This is a genomic window from Rhodococcus sp. 1163 (assembly GCF_002091985.1).
Lineage (GTDB): Bacteria > Actinomycetota > Actinomycetes > Mycobacteriales > Mycobacteriaceae > Rhodococcoides.
Window position 1 is genome coordinate 1 of the sequence record NZ_MKKX01000003.1, and the last position, 16,322, is coordinate 16,322.

General features: G+C 60.9%; 16 protein-coding genes. 8 read left to right on the top strand and 8 right to left on the bottom strand.

Features of this window, described 5'->3' with window-relative positions:
- A partial coding sequence (locus BJD99_RS00015) for an integrase core domain-containing protein (RefSeq protein ID WP_143541971.1) occupies positions 1–352 on the top strand: 352 nt, incomplete at its 5' end.
- A gap of 100 nt (positions 353–452) precedes the next feature.
- The gene (locus BJD99_RS00020) at positions 453–1,835 is read left to right on the top strand and encodes a DUF4041 domain-containing protein (protein ID WP_084344559.1); all 1,383 of its coding nucleotides are present in this window, start codon (positions 453–455) and stop codon (positions 1,833–1,835) included.
- A 1,183-nt stretch (positions 1,836–3,018) separates the two neighbouring features.
- Here the strand turns inward: BJD99_RS00020 and BJD99_RS00025 are convergent.
- Both BJD99_RS00025 and BJD99_RS00030 read right to left on the bottom strand, forming a co-directional pair.
- Positions 3,019–4,536: an acyl-CoA carboxylase subunit beta gene (locus tag BJD99_RS00025; RefSeq protein WP_084344561.1), complete on the bottom strand. Its 1,518-nt coding sequence runs from the start codon at positions 4,534–4,536 to the stop codon at positions 3,019–3,021.
- Positions 4,537–6,192, bottom strand: a complete 1,656-nt coding sequence (locus BJD99_RS00030) for a class I adenylate-forming enzyme family protein (protein WP_084344563.1) — start codon at positions 6,190–6,192, stop codon at positions 4,537–4,539.
- 134 nt (positions 6,193–6,326) lie between these two features.
- On the opposite strand from BJD99_RS00030, the gene BJD99_RS00035 reads away from it, so the two are divergent.
- Both BJD99_RS00035 and BJD99_RS00040 read left to right on the top strand, forming a co-directional pair.
- Positions 6,327–7,019 (top strand): TetR/AcrR family transcriptional regulator, encoded by a 693-nt coding sequence (locus BJD99_RS00035; RefSeq protein WP_179142117.1) that lies wholly within the window; start codon positions 6,327–6,329, stop codon positions 7,017–7,019.
- Positions 7,020–7,278: 259 nt separating this feature from the next.
- The gene (locus tag BJD99_RS00040) at positions 7,279–7,620 is read left to right on the top strand and encodes a helix-turn-helix domain-containing protein (protein ID WP_256895239.1); all 342 of its coding nucleotides are present in this window, start codon (positions 7,279–7,281) and stop codon (positions 7,618–7,620) included.
- Positions 7,621–7,672: 52 nt separating this feature from the next.
- Here the strand turns inward: BJD99_RS00040 and BJD99_RS00045 are convergent, their stop codons facing one another.
- Entirely contained in the window at positions 7,673–8,026 is a 354-nt protein-coding gene (locus tag BJD99_RS00045) for a nitroreductase/quinone reductase family protein (protein ID WP_306294073.1), read from the bottom strand.
- Positions 8,027–8,187: 161 nt separating this feature from the next.
- On the opposite strand from BJD99_RS00045, the gene BJD99_RS20830 reads away from it, so the two are divergent.
- Positions 8,188–8,334 (top strand): hypothetical protein, encoded by a 147-nt coding sequence (locus BJD99_RS20830; RefSeq protein ID WP_179142118.1) that lies wholly within the window; start codon positions 8,188–8,190, stop codon positions 8,332–8,334.
- Positions 8,335–8,857: 523 nt separating this feature from the next.
- Entirely contained in the window at positions 8,858–10,216 is a 1,359-nt protein-coding gene (locus tag BJD99_RS00050) for an MCE family protein (RefSeq protein ID WP_084344569.1), read from the top strand.
- A gap of 122 nt (positions 10,217–10,338) precedes the next feature.
- Here BJD99_RS00050 and BJD99_RS00055 read toward each other — a convergent pair whose 3' ends face one another.
- The 3 genes from BJD99_RS00055 to BJD99_RS00065 form a co-directional block, all read right to left on the bottom strand.
- A complete protein-coding gene (locus BJD99_RS00055) occupies positions 10,339–10,716 on the bottom strand; it encodes a hypothetical protein (RefSeq protein WP_143541972.1) in 378 nt (125 codons plus the stop codon).
- A gap of 279 nt (positions 10,717–10,995) precedes the next feature.
- On the bottom strand, positions 10,996–11,226 hold the full coding sequence (locus BJD99_RS00060) for a hypothetical protein (RefSeq protein WP_084344573.1): 231 nt from the start codon (positions 11,224–11,226) through the stop codon (positions 10,996–10,998).
- 262 nt (positions 11,227–11,488) lie between these two features.
- Positions 11,489–11,878: a VOC family protein gene (locus BJD99_RS00065; RefSeq protein ID WP_218775678.1), complete on the bottom strand. Its 390-nt coding sequence runs from the start codon at positions 11,876–11,878 to the stop codon at positions 11,489–11,491.
- A gap of 159 nt (positions 11,879–12,037) precedes the next feature.
- Between BJD99_RS00065 and BJD99_RS00070 the strand changes: the two genes are divergently transcribed.
- A complete protein-coding gene (locus BJD99_RS00070; protein WP_084344575.1) occupies positions 12,038–12,598 on the top strand; it encodes a dihydrofolate reductase family protein in 561 nt (186 codons plus the stop codon).
- Between the two features lie 135 nt (positions 12,599–12,733).
- The gene (locus BJD99_RS00075; RefSeq protein ID WP_084344577.1) at positions 12,734–13,762 is read left to right on the top strand and encodes an LLM class flavin-dependent oxidoreductase; all 1,029 of its coding nucleotides are present in this window, start codon (positions 12,734–12,736) and stop codon (positions 13,760–13,762) included.
- A 16-nt stretch (positions 13,763–13,778) separates the two neighbouring features.
- Here BJD99_RS00075 and BJD99_RS00080 read toward each other — a convergent pair whose 3' ends face one another.
- On the bottom strand, positions 13,779–14,444 hold the full coding sequence (locus BJD99_RS00080) for a phosphoribosyltransferase (protein WP_084344579.1): 666 nt from the start codon (positions 14,442–14,444) through the stop codon (positions 13,779–13,781).
- 62 nt (positions 14,445–14,506) lie between these two features.
- A complete protein-coding gene (locus tag BJD99_RS00085; protein ID WP_084344581.1) occupies positions 14,507–16,132 on the bottom strand; it encodes an acyl--CoA ligase family protein in 1,626 nt (541 codons plus the stop codon).
- Between the last annotated feature and the right edge of the window lie 190 nt (positions 16,133–16,322).

Here is a 16,322-nt window from a genome sequence, read left to right on the forward strand (position 1 = left end):
GGCGTTCGCGCTGTGGGGAGGGCCGCCTCAAGTGCTGCGAATGGACAACGGACCGGAGTTCATATCGCATGTGCTGCAACAGTTCTGCCGGAATCGAATCGGAATCTCGTACATCCCGCCGGGCACACCATGGAACAACGGCCACATCGAATCCTTCAACAACCGACTACGAAAGGAATGCCTCAACCGCAATCACTGGACCAGCCTGCTCGAAGCGAGGGTCGTGATCGAAGACTTCAAAGACGACCACAACAATCGCCACCGGCACTCGTCCCTGGGCTACCTGACACCCGCCGAGTACGCTGCCCAATGCACCCACACGCACCAACCCGAGGGCTGCGAGATCGACTGACAACAATCACACCGTGGCTCTAGAACGCGGTGGTCCGACTATCGGGGACCTGCCACAGGGCTTGCGCGAAACCTTCCCGTCGGTCTGGTAGATATGTGCGATGACGACTCCCGCGGGTTGGTATCCGGATCCAGCAGGTCTGCCCCATCATCGTTGGTGGGACGGTTTTCAGTGGACGTCGGCGACCCAGGCGAGCGATCCGGTTTCGCCGGCGCCTCCGAACTCTGTTCTGGCGGGCGACACTCGTAGGTCGGTGTCGTTGTTCAATGGAAAGCGACGGGCGCAAGAACTGCAGGAGCAGGTCGATCGACTGTCTGCCGTGGTGGAACGGGCAGGACTTGGCCGGGTCGTCAGCGCTGATGCTGAACTGGCACGTATCCTGGAGGAAGTGTCAGCGCTCCGCGGTGAGCGCACGGCGTTGGCGGATCAGATCCGCGCTGCGCGTGAAGAACTCGTCGAGACGAAGGCGCAACAGGACTTGCAGTCGGTCGGTTACTACGCGTACCACCATCCGGCGGAGACATCGATTCAACTCAAGGACGAGCTTCTCCGGGTGCAGTCCGAGATCAAGGAGCGGATCAGAACGAAGGCCGCGATCTGGGCGACGACGAACTTTACCTTCAACAATTCGACTGCGCAGGGCCGGAAGTTTGTGACCGAGATGTGGCGGATCATGTTGCGCGCCTACAACGCCGAAGCAGAGAACTGTGTGAAGACAGTCAAAGCCGGCAATCTCGCAGCTGCGAGCCAGCGTCTGATGAAAGCTGCGGAGCAGATCGCGAAGCAGGGGCAGATGATCGATCTCCGGGTCACCGACGGCTACCACCGGCTCCGAGTGCGGGAGCTGGAACTGGCAGCGGATGTGCACATGAAGGTGCAGGAGGAAAAAGCTGCCGAGCGGGAGCGCCGCGAGGAACTACGCGAGCAACGCAAGGTGCAGCAAGAGTTGCAGGCGGCGCGGGCGAAGATCGAGAAGGAGCTCGCTCATTACAGCAACGCTGTCGCTGCCCTGGTCGCGAGTGGGGATGTCGAGGGTGCGGAACGGCTGCGGGTCAAGCTCGCTGACGCGCAGCGTGCGCTCGATGATGTCGATTATCGGGCCGCGAATATTCGGGCTGGGCATGTGTACGTGATCTCGAACATGGGTGCGTTCGGGATCAACATGGTCAAGATCGGAATGACGCGCCGGTTGGAGCCGATGGACCGGGTGCGTGAGCTCGGTGATGCGTCGGTTCCGTTCCGGTTCGATGTGCATGCTCTGTTTTTCGCGGACGATGCCGTGTCGGTGGAAGCGGAACTCCATAGGGTTTTCGCGGATCGGCGGGTGAACCAGGTCAATCAACGGCGTGAATTCTTCTATGCGAATCCAACCGAAGTGCTCGAGGCTTTGCGTCGGAATGTCGGAGAAGTCATCTCCTTCACCGAGGAGCCGGAAGCGGAGGAGTACTTGGTGAGTATCGGAAAGAAGTCGGGGTCGTTCTGAACCGATGCGGCCGTCACTGCTCATGCGTCGTTTGGGAGTCGAAAATAGAGAATGGGACGTTGCCGACGACGGCTTTAGGAACGACGGACCAAAAGGGTTTCACGTTAGCTCCGAATCGAAGAGACTTACGTCGCAGGGCGATAGCTAGCGGAATAGGGGGAGGCGATGATCGCGGTTTGTCGGTGTCACAGGATCCGCTGCCGCTCTCCTATGTAGTGTGATCGCTTGTCCGTTGCGTCCCACCGCGGTCCGTAGTCGTTCAGAGCAGTTCGTAGCGTTCGACAAGGGCGCAGTTCGGTGTCACGAGGGTGTCACAGGTCGGTACGTTCGGGGATGGATGGGTTCGGTCGGTGATGTACGAAAACTGTTGTGAACGAACAAATATCGAGCCCAGTGGAGTTCAGGTGAATCCACTTCTAGGGACTTAAAATCCGCACAGTGTCGGTTCGTGTCCGACTGGGGGCACCAGAGTTCATATGGATCCAGAATCTTGGACCAGAACAGCGCTTTTCGGGTGGCAGCGTGGATGCTGGTGGTCTTCTACGGATCTGAGTGGACAACCGAGACAGCGGATTTCGGATCCGCGTATTCGAGGTCGACGACCCTGGCCACTTCGCCGTATTTCACCAGGTCAGGGCAAGATTGACATGCGCAAGCAGGCTAGCAGCGGAGCCTCGGTGTCACACGGTTGTCACAACTACGCGCGTGCGAGTCCGCGGGAGTTCATCTTGAGCCGCCACCGTCTTCGATATTTGCTTAAAAATACTTTGCGGCAGGAAATCTCGTAGGCATTTCGGCTGCCCACTGGCAATTAGGTGCTCATCCCCCCAGATCCTGGAGATTGGCGACGAAAATTGCATCTACCGCACCATCGCCTCGAAAACCCAAGTTCAGCACAGTTTTCGCTCTGAAACTTGGCGGTGGCGTCCGCTAGGCTGCCGATATGGACAGCCGACCAGGAGAACAACTATGATCTGCGCGGCCAGCACCGCTCCGGTTCCCACTGTGGGGCGTTGCCAACTTGGTTGGAGTACAGTACATTTCGGGTGCAGCAGGGCATCACGCGGGGAGGCAGAGCAGGCAGCGAGGGTCTGTTCGGTGACTTGATCCCATACCCGGGTTCGGATGGCTGCTTCGGTGCGGCGAGTCGGTGGCGGTCAGCGGGTCGTGCATCCCATGCCGCTTAGACTATGTATCCGGTGTGACGGATGGGCTCGACTGCGCCGGTCCGTCGGCCACCGGCAACCCGCAACCCCGCCAGTAACGCGTTGCGTAGCTCACGCGGGTCAATGACATCGTCGTAGGTGAGCATCCCGGCAGCCCGCCACGGTCCCGATGCCTCGTTGTCGACCAACTCTCGGCGCGTTCGGTCATCATCGCGGGCAGTGCGGCCACCGACTTCTGCAGGAATCCCACCGAGCGTGACGCCTGGGAACGCGAGGTTCAAAGTTTGGTTGTCGTACGGGTTCATGCCCATCACGGAGCTGCCGAACCCGAAAGCTTTGCGAACCGTGACGTGGAACTTGGGCACCTGAAGACGGTGCTGGGCAGCGAACATTCGGCTACCGGCGCGCAGAATGCCCGCTCGTTCGGAGGCGCTGCCCGCCATGACTCCGGGGTTGTCGGCAAGGAAGATCACCGGCAGGTGGAACGCGCCGACCATCTCTATGAACCGGGCAGCTTTGTTCGCGGCACCGACGTCTATCGACCCAGCCAGGACCTTCGGCTGATTTGCCACGATCGCGACCGCATGGCCACCGATTCGGCCCAGTGCGGTGATGATCGACGTGGCGTGCGTCGGCTGAATTTCCAACAGTGTGTCCGCGTCGACGAGCAGTTCGAGTGCCGCGACCATGTCGTAGGGGCGCTTCGCGTTCGGGGGGATGAGATCGAGCAGGTTGTCGAGGCTGCGCTCGTCAACGTCGCAATTGCCCTCGGCAGGGCCCGCATGCGGTGGCAGTCCCCATGCATTGGTGGGAAAGTACGACAGATATCGTCGGGCCAAGGCCAATGCCGCTGAGTCCGTCGAAGCCACGTTGTGGGCTACGCCGCTGGTGTCTACGGCGACCTTCGGGCCGCCGAGCGAGTTCTTGTCGATCTGCTCTCCGGTCGAGGCTGCCACTAGCGGGGGTCCGGCGGTGAAGAGTGCACCGTGTCCGGCGACCATGACCACGAAATCCGACAATGGTGCCGTGAGTGCGCCGTGGCCGGCGGACGGCCCGGTCACGATCGCGACGGTCGGTACCAGCCCGGACAGCTCCGCGTGTAGCTGGAGGTCGTTGGGTGACGGCGGATGCGGTTGCAGCGCATTGGTGGCGCGGTGGCCGGCACCTTCGAGCATCATGATCAGCGGGACTCGTTCCTGTTTAGCAAGTCCGGCCAACCGCGCGCGTTTCGCTGCGGCCGCAAGTCCGATCGAGCCGCCGGCCACGGTGAAATCCTCGGCGCCGACAAGTACCGGACGGCCGTCGATCACTCCGCTGCCGGCGATGAACGCATCCGCCGGGACCTCGCCGGCCAACTGGCCGAGTTCGGTGAAGGTTCCGGAATCGACCACTGAGCGCACCCGATCGCGGGCATCCCGGCGGCCCGTCGAGCGATACTTGTCAACCTTGGCTGGGCCGCCCATTGCGGCCCCACGTCCCCGACGATCGTCGAGGTCGGTCAGTAGAGCTTTCCAGTCGTCACGGTTTTCGGACATTCAGAACACCACTTTCTTTCGCATCAATTTTCCGGTTGCGTTGCGCGGCAACGGATCTGTAGTGACACTCCACCGCGAAGGTATTTTGAAATAGGCAATCCGGTCCGCGCAAAATACGCGCAGTTGCACTTCGTCGACCGTCGTTCCCGGATGAGTCACGACAACCGCAACGACTTCTTGTCCGAGGTCCTCGTGCGGATTGCCGAGAACGCAGCACTCGGCAACTGCCGGGTGGTCCTCCAGGCACTGCTCGACCGCCACCGGATAGACGTTTTCCCCTCCTCGGATGATCAAGTCGGACCGGCGTGTAGTCAGTCGCAGTAGACCGTTTTCGATGACACCGATATCGCCTGTGCGCAACCACCGCCCCGGGGCGATCGCGTCGGCAGTGGCATCGGGGTTCTCCCAATAACTGTGCATCACCAGCGGGCTGCGTACGTAGATTTCGCCTTCATCGCCGTCTGGAAGCCTTTCACCCATCGGATCGCGAATCTCGAGTGTCACCGACGGGATGGGTCGACCCACTGTCGTCGGGTCTCGTTCGAGGTCATCGGTCAGCGCAAGGGTGATGCCTGTGCTGGTTTCTGTGAGGCCGTAGCTGTTCACCAGGGCTCGTCGCGCAAATAAGAATCGCGCACGCAACTGCGTGAGGAGGCCAGCCGAGGACGGCGCCGATCCGAGTGAGAATGCGCTCAGTGACGAGAGGTCGTACCGTTCGGAGTCGGTGAGCTGAAGGAGTCGGCTAGCCATCGTGGGTACCGCACCCCAGTTGGTGATGCGTTCACGTTCGATCAACTCGAGCACGCGACTCGCATCGAAGGCGCCTTGATAGGTAACCACAGTGTCACCGGTCACGAGTCGTGGAACTGCGAGGTTGTGCAATCCGGAGATGTGGAACAACGGATTGATCAACAGGTGACGCTTCGGCGCTCGCACAACAGGTTCCGAGGATTCCGACACAGCGGCTGCAACGGCCTCACCGTAGCTGAAGTAGTCGATCACGGCGATGAGATTTCGCTGTGAATGCACGACCCCCTTCGGCATACCCGTCGATCCGCTGGTGAAGACGATCACGGCGGGATCATCCTCATGCACGTCCGTGTGTGGAGGCTGCGCACCGACGTGGGCTGCTGCAAGCCTGGGAATGTCGTTCTCGAAGCTGAGCGTCGGGACTTCGAGGGTGATGTTCTCGAGCAACGCCATGCGTTTGGCATCGGCGACGACAAGAGAGGGTCGGGTGAGCGCGATTCCGTCGTCGAGTTCCCGAGCCACCCACCAGGAGTTCAGTCCTACGCACACGGCTCCGAGACATTGACTCGCCCAGAAGGTAAGCACCCACTCTGGAGTGTTCGCGCCGGCGATCGCGATCCGGTCGCCGCGGCGTATGCCATAGTGCTCTGACAGTTCGATGGCGAGCGAGGCGACCAGGGCGACGTGTTCGGCGAAAGTGATGCGGCGATCGCCGTGCACCAAGTATTCGCGGTCCCCGAACTTTCCTGACTCACCCAACAGCGCGCCGACGGATTTTGTTCGATTTCTCATCACGTGCATGACGGCGCCCAGCACGTCTTCCTCAACGAGCTCGAATGCGCCTTTCGGACCGAGAAGGCGCTCTGCCGCCAGTGCGGCCTGCGTCTGGACTGGTGCCACGGGCATTGGGGTTCCTCTCGATGGCCAAAGTTCGACGGACCACCACTCGCTCGAAGGGTTAGTTGGGTCACAGTCGCGACGATGCGTTAATATACACGTATATTAATTTTGGTCAAGGCCTTCGTTGCTACGCTCGCGATGTGAAGAAGGCAGATCAGTCGCGCCCAGCGCGCAAGCGTGGTGCCCCTCCGAAGGCCGAGCGCGTCGCAACGAGTGAAATCCTTGCGAGTGCAACTGAAATCGTCGTTGAGGACGGCTCCGAATCGCTGTCGATCCGGCGGTTGGCCGATCGGATCGGGATCTCGCCGATGGCGGTGTACAACCATTTTTCGTCGAAGGACGAGCTTCTGGGCGCTGTCATCGACGGGCTCATTGCCGCCATCCCCGCCGAGTATTCCCAAGCTGAAGATTGGGAGGGCAGCTTGCGTACCTTCGCGAGAACTATCCGAGTCGTAGCTCTCGAATCGCCTGAATGGATTCGGATTCTCCTGCAGACACGCACAACGTCCGCCGGACTCGACCGGATGGAGGCGACGCTACGTACGCTGCAGCAAAAGGGTCTCCCGGCCCAATATTCGGTCGCGGCATACAACGCTATTTACGTGTTCGCGTTCGGCTATGCGAATCTGGACGCGGCGCGAACCCGTCGAGCAGATGTGGCCCAAGACAGCTTTTGGTCCACAAACTTTTCCGGGCTGTCACCCACTAGATATCCGACACTCACCGCATCCGCACCCGAACTCGACAGCATCTCAGCGACCGTGGAATTCGAACGCGCCCTCGACAGGTTGATCAATTCTTTGGTCGCGGAGTATTCCCGGCCCACAACCTGATTGGGGACAAAAAATAGACATCGAACGGAACTCTCGAGTTGTCGAGATCGCCTGATCTGGAATGATCCAGTCCTGTCGACGTAGGCAATCTCAACTGATTGTTGCAACACAGTGCCACGACGTGTCGTCCTGAATCGCGCAGAAGTAGCCGCTGAGTTCCATGCCATGCGAGATTCGGGTGCTTCAGTGATCCAGGCATCCACCGCTTGCCGGCGTCAGCCGCACCACCGGCAAGCGGTGGATAGATCAGAAGGCCGGAATCGTCCGCGGGGCCAAACGGGCCCGGCCCGAACCCAGCGGACGATTCCTCTCGCAAGCCGAACGAGAGGAAATCGCGATCGGCACCGCGATGGGACTAACCCAAACCGACATCGCCGACCTGATCGGACGTCACAAATCCGTCGTCTCCCGCGAACTCAAACGCAACACCAACCTCGGCGGCACCTACCGATCAGTGTCCGCACACCAGCGAGCGGACACACGCGCCCGCCGACCCAAGGCCGCGAAACTCGCCGACCGCAACAGTGAGCTCCGCACCGAAGTGGTCAGTCGACTCCGCAAAAAGTGTTCAACACAACGGATCTCGCCGACACTGAATTAATGATGTCAGATGTGGCGAAGCCGAGTAACTGAATTCCGGTCCGGTTCATACTTCAGCGAAAGTTGCACGGACCGATATCGCAGTGGTCTGCAACGCTCGGAACGTCGCACCGACCAGCTTTGCAAGATAGGGATTCTCGGCAAAAGTGCGCGCCTGTGCGTAGACATCGTCGTCGGCGTCGAATTCTGCTGTCCGTCCGCCACGCCTCTCCTACCCAGAGGGCCACCGTGGAATCAGCTGTGATGTTCGCGCCCCAGCCCGAGCGGGTGCCGTGTTGGGAGATGAGCCACGCGCCGGCGTCGTCGAACGATGCGGAGATCGGTACTCGACGGGTCTTTCCGGTCTTTCGGCCAGTGGTCTCGTTGTCGGTCATGATCGCTACACGCACTCCGAGTCTAGTGAGCATTGCGACCGCTGGGTTCGCCAGATAGCGGCCGATCAGGCGCTCCCGAAGGCACTTTCGCGCAGACGCAGACGCAGACGCGATTGTATTGTTCGTCGATCTCCTACTGCGGAAGGCCCCGAGGCTGTTGCTCTCGGGTATTGTTCCGGCCGCTGATCTACGCCATGAAAGCCGCTTCGCTGGAAGGCTTTCAGCTCGCCTCGTACATCACAGTAGGTGCCTCGTTGGCGTGTGCACTTGCCGTCGGCTTCTTCTTGCCTTGGTCGCGGCCCGAAGGCGACGGTGTGCTGCTGGCATGGCGATCCAAGTAGTGAACCGCATCCTCGACTCTTTGGTAACGCCCAGGGCTAGGTGTGAGATCAACCCGGTCGGCTGATGGAACGACCTGCACCGCGCGACGCGGGCGCTGGATCCCACCGGGAAGGGTAAGGCACGACGTGCAATGAGTTGAAAGCCAGCGCTCAATGCGTTCGCGATCACCTTCGACAGACGCATCACCCCGAACGGTAACTAACCGGCGCCAAGGTCGGACCCACCGTTAATCTGGCACTCCCTTCAAGCGAGGTCCTTGCGGGATGCATGACGGTGTGGATCCCATTGCCCTTTGATCTCAGGCACAATCAAACATCCTGAAAGGACAGATCGGTCGATAGGCAGTCGGAAAGCGTGTCGGTGCGCGGTATCGCGACGCACACGGGGGTGAGCCCTGTTGCAACTCGGTTTCTTTGCTGGGCCGCATTGTGCTCTGCGTGATGGAGGGGACACCGCAGTCGGTGTTACTTTGGGTTACATTAAGATTTCGGTCATGAATGATTTCTCGGTAGGCGCTCTCGAATGATCGACTCTCCGTCGCTGCTCAAACGGCGCCTGCTTGGGCTCGCGTTGATGCTGATGATCATCTTGTTCGTGGGATGGTCGATCACCTCGTACAACAAGACGTTCAAGAAGGTCGTCAGTATCGATCTCGTGACCGATTCGGTCGGCAACGCCTTGCCGTCCAACGCAGACGTCAAGGTTCGTGGCCTCATCGTCGGTGAGGTGCGTTCGGCGTCCACCGAAGCCGGAGTCGTCACCGCACATGTGGCGATCGATCCGGACAAGGCGGAGTTGATCCCGTCGAACACCACAGCTCGGCTGCTTCCGAAGACGTTGTTCGGTGAGCGGTACGTATCGCTGATAGTCCCGCCAGGTGATACAGCGTCGCCGATTACCAACGGCACCGTGTTGAGGCAGGACGCCAGCGGCAATGCGATCGAGGTCGGGCAATTGCTCGACAATCTGCTTCCGTTGCTCGAAGCGATTCCGCCGCAGGACCTGGCGAGTACGCTCGGTGCGTTGACGCAGGGGTTGAGCGGGCGCGGTGAACAGCTCGGCTTCACGATCGACCGGCTGGAAAACATCTTCAAAGGCTTGAACACCGAACTCCCGAACATTCAGCAGGGTCTGCGTGGCCTCGCCGACTTCTCCGAGACCTATTCCGATGCGGCTCCGCAGCTGATCGACGCTCTCGACAATCTCAGCGTCACCGGAAACACGTTGGTAGAACAGCGTCCTGCGGTGGATACGTTGATTTCCTCGTTGACGTCGACCAGTTCGAGTACAGCCGATTTCCTCCAGGCCAACTCGTCGAATCTGATCAATATTGCTGCCGATTCGAGGGAGGCACTGGGATTGCTGGCAGAGTATTCGCCGTCGTTCGGATGCACATTCGCGCAGTTCGTTCCAATTGTGGCGCGCGCGCAGGAGGTCATCGGTGTCGGTGACGAATATCGAGGCATCAACGTCTCGATGCCGTTGGTCAACCCTAGAGGAAAATATCTGCCCAATCAGGATGAACCCCGATTGTTCGACGACCGTGGACCGCACTGTTACACCCCGGCGGACACTGTCGCGGGAGAGTTCTTCCCCCAGTACCCGGGTGGTTCGGCGAACGACGGTTCCTACCAGGTTCCATCGAGAAATTCAGGGCCGCAGGATGTTCCGGAGCTACCGTCCCCTCAGTACTCAGTAGTCCCCGAAGCAGCGAGGACAGGCGAGGTGACTGCCGCGAGTTACGAGGGTTCCGATTTCGAGCGCGACACCCTGGCCGTGATCTACGGCCAGGCAGGGGGAGTGGCCCCGGATGAGATTCCCTCGTGGACGACGACTTTGGGAGCACCGGCATTGAGGGGGAATCAAGTGTCTGTGAGGTGAGCGGAATGCCCATCGCCAGAGGTGAAGGCGGGAAGCAAACAGACGATACAAACTTTACTTCGGCATCTCGGGCGCCCTATTTCGCGACAGGATCGGCGATATGATCGCGCCTGCCGTCGCCGTCATTGCTCAGATATGAGAGCCGATATCGATCGAGCCACCGGAACCGTCCTGGGCGCGGTGGATCGGTTGGGCGCGTCGCCTCGCCGGCCCCCTGACCGGCGCCGCGGCGACGAAGCGTGATCGTCCATCACCTGCTCCTTGCGCAGGCCACGCAACGCCTCGATCCGCTGGTTGGGTACAAATACTCGCTCGGTCAGTGACAGGTCCCAGTTGCTGCCGCGGACGTCGGGTTGCAGACGACGTGACCGCTCCAGCAGGTAGATGACGGGGCCCGTGCGATCGAGATCGAGTGCACGGAGAGCAGCCCCCACCAGCGAGTTTGCTGGTTCGGCCCGCAACACCGGGCAGGGCAAGCTGCGGAACTCGAAGGATTGCACGCCGGTGTCTTGCCGTGAGGCCGGTTTATGGACTGGTTGACTTGTTCGCCGGGTGTGCCGGTACCGTCGATGATCTGGTTTCAGAAAATTTCGGACTTTCTGCCAGCGACTGCAGCTCTGATCGCTGCGCCACTTACGCCCTGTTCGATCAATCCTAGATCACAGCTGGGATGACAGGGTGGACAACGCGTTGCGTCACAGAGGGGAGTTCGGTCTGCTGATCACCGAGCGGATGGAAAGCTCGAAGCCCGCAAGTAGCTCGAGCCTTCCCGTCGCCAGTTAGGGGAAGAAGGCAATCGGCGGAGTTCCAGTGCCGCACGCCGTGTTTCCGATGGCGGCGGATCCGCACTGAGTGAAGGCGGCCAGGACAGTCGACCAGGCAGGAAGTGCACCATAGAACGGCCCGCCCATTTCGGCACTGCCGGTGCCTATCGGTGCTGCGATGGCTGCGGCGGGAGAGCCGAGCGCAACCGCTCCGGTGATGAGGAATACTGCGGCGAATCTTTCCATGTGAATAACCGATCGATTGGCGGATCACGCGACCCGATGCGCAGGCTATCTCACCATTCTCGCAGTTGGTGGATGACGCACGAGAAGCCCGCTACACGCAGCTATGCCCGTGATGATCACGCCCGGTCTGCCGAAGTTCCCAATGAGCCAATCGATTTCGCTCTCTCGCGACAGTGGAATGAACTTGGCTGGCCTGGGTCAAGGGTTGCCAAAGGGGGCGTCTGATCGAGAACGTGCAGCAGGCAAGGATGCTGGTGCCGCTCTACTCGAATGTCCAGGGAGCCAACACCACCAGCCACCCGTCCGGGTCCTCGAACAACACGGCACCGCGGTCCGTCCAATATGGGTTGGCGGCTACAACCGGGGTCTGACCGTGATCGGCGAAACGCTTGCATGCGGCCGCCAAGGCTTCCGGTCCACTGAGGTAGAGAACCAGCTGATTCTCAGGGTTCCGCTCAGGAATACGTGGAGATTCGCCGAACTGCAGTAACTCCATGTGAACGGGGGCGCCCGGCAAACCGAATACGACTCCGTCGTATCCGCTGTGATTTCGCCACTGCGCCAGAACCCGTAGTCCGACAATGTCGCGGTAGAAAACGAGTACCTCTTCGTAGTTGGCGGTGGGACGCGCAAAATCGAACTGCGCCGACATCAAGATGAGCGGGCCAGGGCGGAGCCATTTGCGTACTATCCCACGGGTCGTTGGCGAGCACAGGGGCAAACGATTTTCAGGCTGCGATGAAGAGTCGGTTGAGAACTGGCGATGTGCGGATCCCGATGAGTTTTGCCCGCCGGTGCAGTCTTCAGTTGCATGGGAAAACTCAGCTATAGCTTCAACGTATCGGTGGATGGGTATATCGCCGACGCCCAAGGCAGCATCGACTGGTCCGATCCGAGCGAAGAACTGCATCAATACTGGAACGATCTCGAGCGGGAGACTGCCTTGTCGTTCTATGGGCGGCGGCTCTACGAATTGATGTCCGCGTTCTGGCCGACCGCCGACAAGTCCCCGGACGCTAGCCCGACTATCGTCGACTTCGCCCACATCTGGTGCAACATGCCCAAGGTCGTGTTCTCGCGCACCCTGGAGTCCGTCGACTGGAACTCTCGCCTCGAACGCGGCGACCCGGTCGAGGTGGTGAGGAAGCTGAAAGCCGAAACCGACGGCAGGTTGGAGGTGGCCGGCGCGACCCTGGCTGCACCTATCGTGCAGGCGGGACTGGTGGACGAGTACCGGATCGTGATCTCGCCCATCGCAGTCGGCGGCGGAATACCGTTCTTTCCGACCCTGCCGTCCTGGATCTCGCTGCGACTGGTGGAGAACCGCACCTTCCCCGGAGGCGCGGTCTTGCTGCGCTACGAGGCGAAGTAGCTGAAAACTCCGTCGTCATCGGGTGAACCGTGCGACAACCGATCTGGCCCGCGACCCGGAACTCCTTCATCGGGAGTGGTTGAATCGTCTCCAATGCTGGGTGGATCCGTCCGCCCTGAATCGAGAGGTCGCATCATGCATGTTGGCGTTGACAGCTTCGTCTCCTCTGTGACAGATCCGACGGACGGTCGGGTGATCGGGCCGGCCGAGCGGATGGGGCACCTGCTGGAAGAAATCGCCCTTGCTGACCAGGTCGGGCTGTACTCGTTTGGGATCGGCGAGCATCACCGCAGCGAGTACTACGACTCGGCACCGTCGATCATTTTGGCCGCCGCGGCCGCTCGAACAGAACGGATCCGCCTCGGTAGTGCGGTCAAGGTGCTCAGCGCAGATGATCCTGTCCGGGTGTTCCAAGAGTTCGCCACTCTGGATCTGATTTCGAAGGGCCGGATCGACCTGGTCGTAGGACGCGGGTCCTTCACCGAGTCCTTTCCGCTGTTCGGGCTCGATTTCGCCGACTACGACTCTCTCTTTACCGAGAAGTTGGAACTATTACTGCAGATCCGCGACAACGTCGAGGTCACGTGGTCCGGTCGGCATCGCCCACCATTGGTCCAGCAGAGCATCTACCCCCGGCCGGTGCAGGATCCTTTGCCGATCTGGGTCGGCGTCGGTGGAACCCCTGAGTCGTTCGCGCGCGCAGGCATGCTGGGATTGCCTTTGATGATCGCGATCATCGGAGGTGAGCCGCGCCAGTTCGCCCCGCTCGTAGACCTGTACCGACGCGCAGGAGCCCAGGCCGGTCATGCCCCGGAGAAGCTGCAGGTGGGGCTGCACGTATTCGGCTTCGTCGCCGAGACCACGAAGGTGGCAGCAGACACAATTTTCCCCGGCTGGAACGAAATGTTCACCAAAATCTCCCGAGAGCGCGGTTTCGCCCGGCCGACCCGCCAGCAGTTCGACGCCACATCCGGGCCCGACGGTGCCTTCTTCATGGGAGACCCGCAGACGGTGGCCGAAAAGATCCTGCGGGTCGGGGAACAGTTGGGCGGCGTCGACCGGTTGTCGCTGCAGATGACGAACCCGCGGCTCGCCCATGGTGACTTGCTCCGCGGGATCGAGTTACTCGGCACCGAGGTCGCCCCTCTGGTGGCGAAAGCCTGACTTTCCGGGCCACACATCACTGATCGCGCTGATGTCGGGCGGACGCGTCGGCGAGGGTGGCGCGGACTTCGTCGTCGGTGGTTTGCTCGAATTGTGTGTACGACGCTCCCACCCCGAAGAACCGGGCAGGTGTGGAGACGCACACGAACTCGTCGACCAATTCTTGGAACAGACCGCGGCTCGACGCCGGAGCCACGGGAACGGCCGCAACGACGTGGGTGGCGCCGTAGCGATGCACAACCTCGAGCGCCACTCGCATGGTTGCTCCGGTAGCGACACCATCGTCGACGAGGATCACCGACCTCCCGTCGATCCGAGCAGGCGGTGCGTTTCCGCGGTAGAGCTGTTCACGACGCTTCAGCTCGCGGGTTTCGTCGGCGACCACCTGTTGCAGCTCAAGCGATTTCACCTTCTCGAAGCGGATCACGTCTTCGTTGATCACCATGGCTCCACCGCCGGCTATGGCTCCCATCGCCAGCTCGGGGTGCCTGGGTACGCCGAGCTTGCGGACGACGAGAACGTCCAACTGCGCGTGCAATGCCGTAGCGACTTCGGCGGCGACCGGAACTCCGCCTCGCGGCAAGGCGAGCACCAGCACGTCGTCGGGGAACTCATTGGGGTCGAGGAGGACCGACAACGCCTGCCCGGCGTCGGCTCGGTCGCGGAACGTTCTCGTCCCCATGCCGAACAGTTACCCACGGCATCGAGGCACAAACGCGTCGTACCCGCGGTTCTTTCCGGCGTTCAGGCCGTGGACTTCCTGAGCTCGAATTTCAGTATCTTGCCCGTCGGCGTACGGGGGAGGTCCAGTGGAAAAACGATCTCGTCGGGGACTTTGAACTTCGCGAGACGGCCGCGGGTGTACTCGATCAATTCTTCGGCGCTGACGTCGGCATCCTTCTTCTTGATCACGAATGCTTTGGGGCGTTCTCCCCACTTCGGGTGCGGGACGCCGATGACGGCGGCTTCCAGAACCGCTGGGTGGGACATGAGGGCTTGCTCGATCTCCACGGTCGAAATGTTCTCGCCGCCCGAAATGACGATGTCCTTGGCGCGATCTTTGACCTGGATGTAGCCGTCCGGGTGCATTACCCCGAGGTCGCCGCTGTGGAACCAGCCGCCCGCGAACGCTTCCGCTGTGGCTTTCGGATCCCGGTAATAACCGAGCATGACGTTGTTGCCACGAAGGACGATTTCACCCATCGTCTGTCCGTCGGCCGCGACGTCGTTCATTTCGGGATCGACGACGCGTGCGTCCTCGGCTTGAATCATCCCGACGCCCTGTCTGGACATCAGCTCGGCGCGCTCGTCGGACTTCAGGTCGCGCCAATCGTCCTGAACTTCGCAGATCGTGTACGGCCCGTAGACCTCGGTCAGCCCGTACACGTGGACGACGGTGATTCCGAGTCCTTCGAGTTTGGCGATGATGCTCGGCGCTGGTGGCGCTCCGGCGGTGGTGATGTGCAGGGCGTCCACGTGATGTGCTTGGGGTGCTTCGGCGATGGTCGAACAGACAACCGGCGCGCCGCACAGGTGCGTGACGCCGACATTGTCGATGGCATCCCACACTGCGTCGGCGCGAACCGCGCGCAGACAGACGTGGGTCGCGGCGGCCTGAGTGACGGCCCAGGGTGTGCACCATCCGTTGCAATGAAACATCGGGAGGGTCCACAGATACTTGGTCGAGCCGGTGAAACCGTTGTGGAACGTCTCGCCGAGCGAATTGAGGTAGGCGCCACGATGGGTGTACATCACGCCCTTGGGCTTGCCTGTGGTTCCGGAGGTGTAATTGATTGCTATGACTTGCTGTTCGTCCTCTACGCCCCACACCAACGGCGGTGCATCGACCAGGTTGCCGGCCTCGGCGAGAAGGTCTGAATACTGCCCGGTGACAACACCTTCCGGAACGGTGGGGGGAGCGATCGTGGAGTCGGGGATCTCGATTATTTCCTGCAGCGACGGCACTGCAGCGATGGCACCGGAGGCGGATCCGACCAACTCCGAATCGACGAACAAGATCTTGGTGCCGGAGTGGTCGAGGATGTAGTCGAGTTCGCTGCCTGTCAGGCGCGAGTTGAGTGCAACGAGGACGCCACCTGCCAGGGGAACGGCGAAGTGCGCAAACAGCATTTCCGGGGTGTTGGGACTGAGGTATGCGATGCGGTCGCCGGGCTCGATGCGGCTCGACAGGACGCGGGCGAGACGGTCGACCTCGTCACCGAATTGTTTGTAGGTATAGCGGCGGTCGCCGTGAATCACAGCCACCCGATTCGGGAATACGCTCGCCGAACGAGCCAAGAAACGCAACGGGCTCAACGGTGTGTTGTTGGCGGACGACAGTTCGGTGGACGACAGTGTCGAATCGAGCATCGGGTGAGACCTTTCGAAAAGCGATAGTCTTTCTGACGCGCACTACAGGTTACCGTTGACGCTATCCACAGCAGGGAGAACGCCGCTACCCCCGAAAGTGGGTATTGGGCGGTGTACAAGAGGGATCGTGAAATCCGTCGTCGACGGTTTCCGCAACGCCGATACATCAAAGGACTTTGTGCTCTCGTCT

What these genes read in the sequence shown, in the direction of transcription:
- BJD99_RS00020 (WP_084344559.1), top strand. Translation starts at nt 453, where the DNA reads ATGACGACTCCCGCGGGTTGGTATCCGGATCCAGCAGGTCTGCCCCAT.
- BJD99_RS00025 (WP_084344561.1), bottom strand. Translation starts at nt 4,536, where the DNA reads ATGTCCGAAAACCGTGACGACTGGAAAGCTCTACTGACCGACCTCGAC.
- BJD99_RS00030 (WP_084344563.1), bottom strand. Translation starts at nt 6,192, where the DNA reads ATGCCCGTGGCACCAGTCCAGACGCAGGCCGCACTGGCGGCAGAGCGC.
- BJD99_RS00045 (WP_306294073.1), bottom strand. Translation starts at nt 8,026, where the DNA reads ATGCTCACTAGACTCGGAGTGCGTGTAGCGATCATGACCGACAACGAG.
- BJD99_RS20830 (WP_179142118.1), top strand. Translation starts at nt 8,188, where the DNA reads ATGAAAGCCGCTTCGCTGGAAGGCTTTCAGCTCGCCTCGTACATCACA.
- BJD99_RS00050 (WP_084344569.1), top strand. Translation starts at nt 8,858, where the DNA reads ATGATCGACTCTCCGTCGCTGCTCAAACGGCGCCTGCTTGGGCTCGCG.
- BJD99_RS00060 (WP_084344573.1), bottom strand. Translation starts at nt 11,226, where the DNA reads ATGGAAAGATTCGCCGCAGTATTCCTCATCACCGGAGCGGTTGCGCTC.
- BJD99_RS00065 (WP_218775678.1), bottom strand. Translation starts at nt 11,878, where the DNA reads ATGTCGGCGCAGTTCGATTTTGCGCGTCCCACCGCCAACTACGAAGAG.
- BJD99_RS00070 (WP_084344575.1), top strand. Translation starts at nt 12,038, where the DNA reads ATGGGAAAACTCAGCTATAGCTTCAACGTATCGGTGGATGGGTATATC.
- BJD99_RS00075 (WP_084344577.1), top strand. Translation starts at nt 12,734, where the DNA reads ATGCATGTTGGCGTTGACAGCTTCGTCTCCTCTGTGACAGATCCGACG.
- BJD99_RS00080 (WP_084344579.1), bottom strand. Translation starts at nt 14,444, where the DNA reads ATGGGGACGAGAACGTTCCGCGACCGAGCCGACGCCGGGCAGGCGTTG.
- BJD99_RS00085 (WP_084344581.1), bottom strand. Translation starts at nt 16,132, where the DNA reads ATGCTCGATTCGACACTGTCGTCCACCGAACTGTCGTCCGCCAACAAC.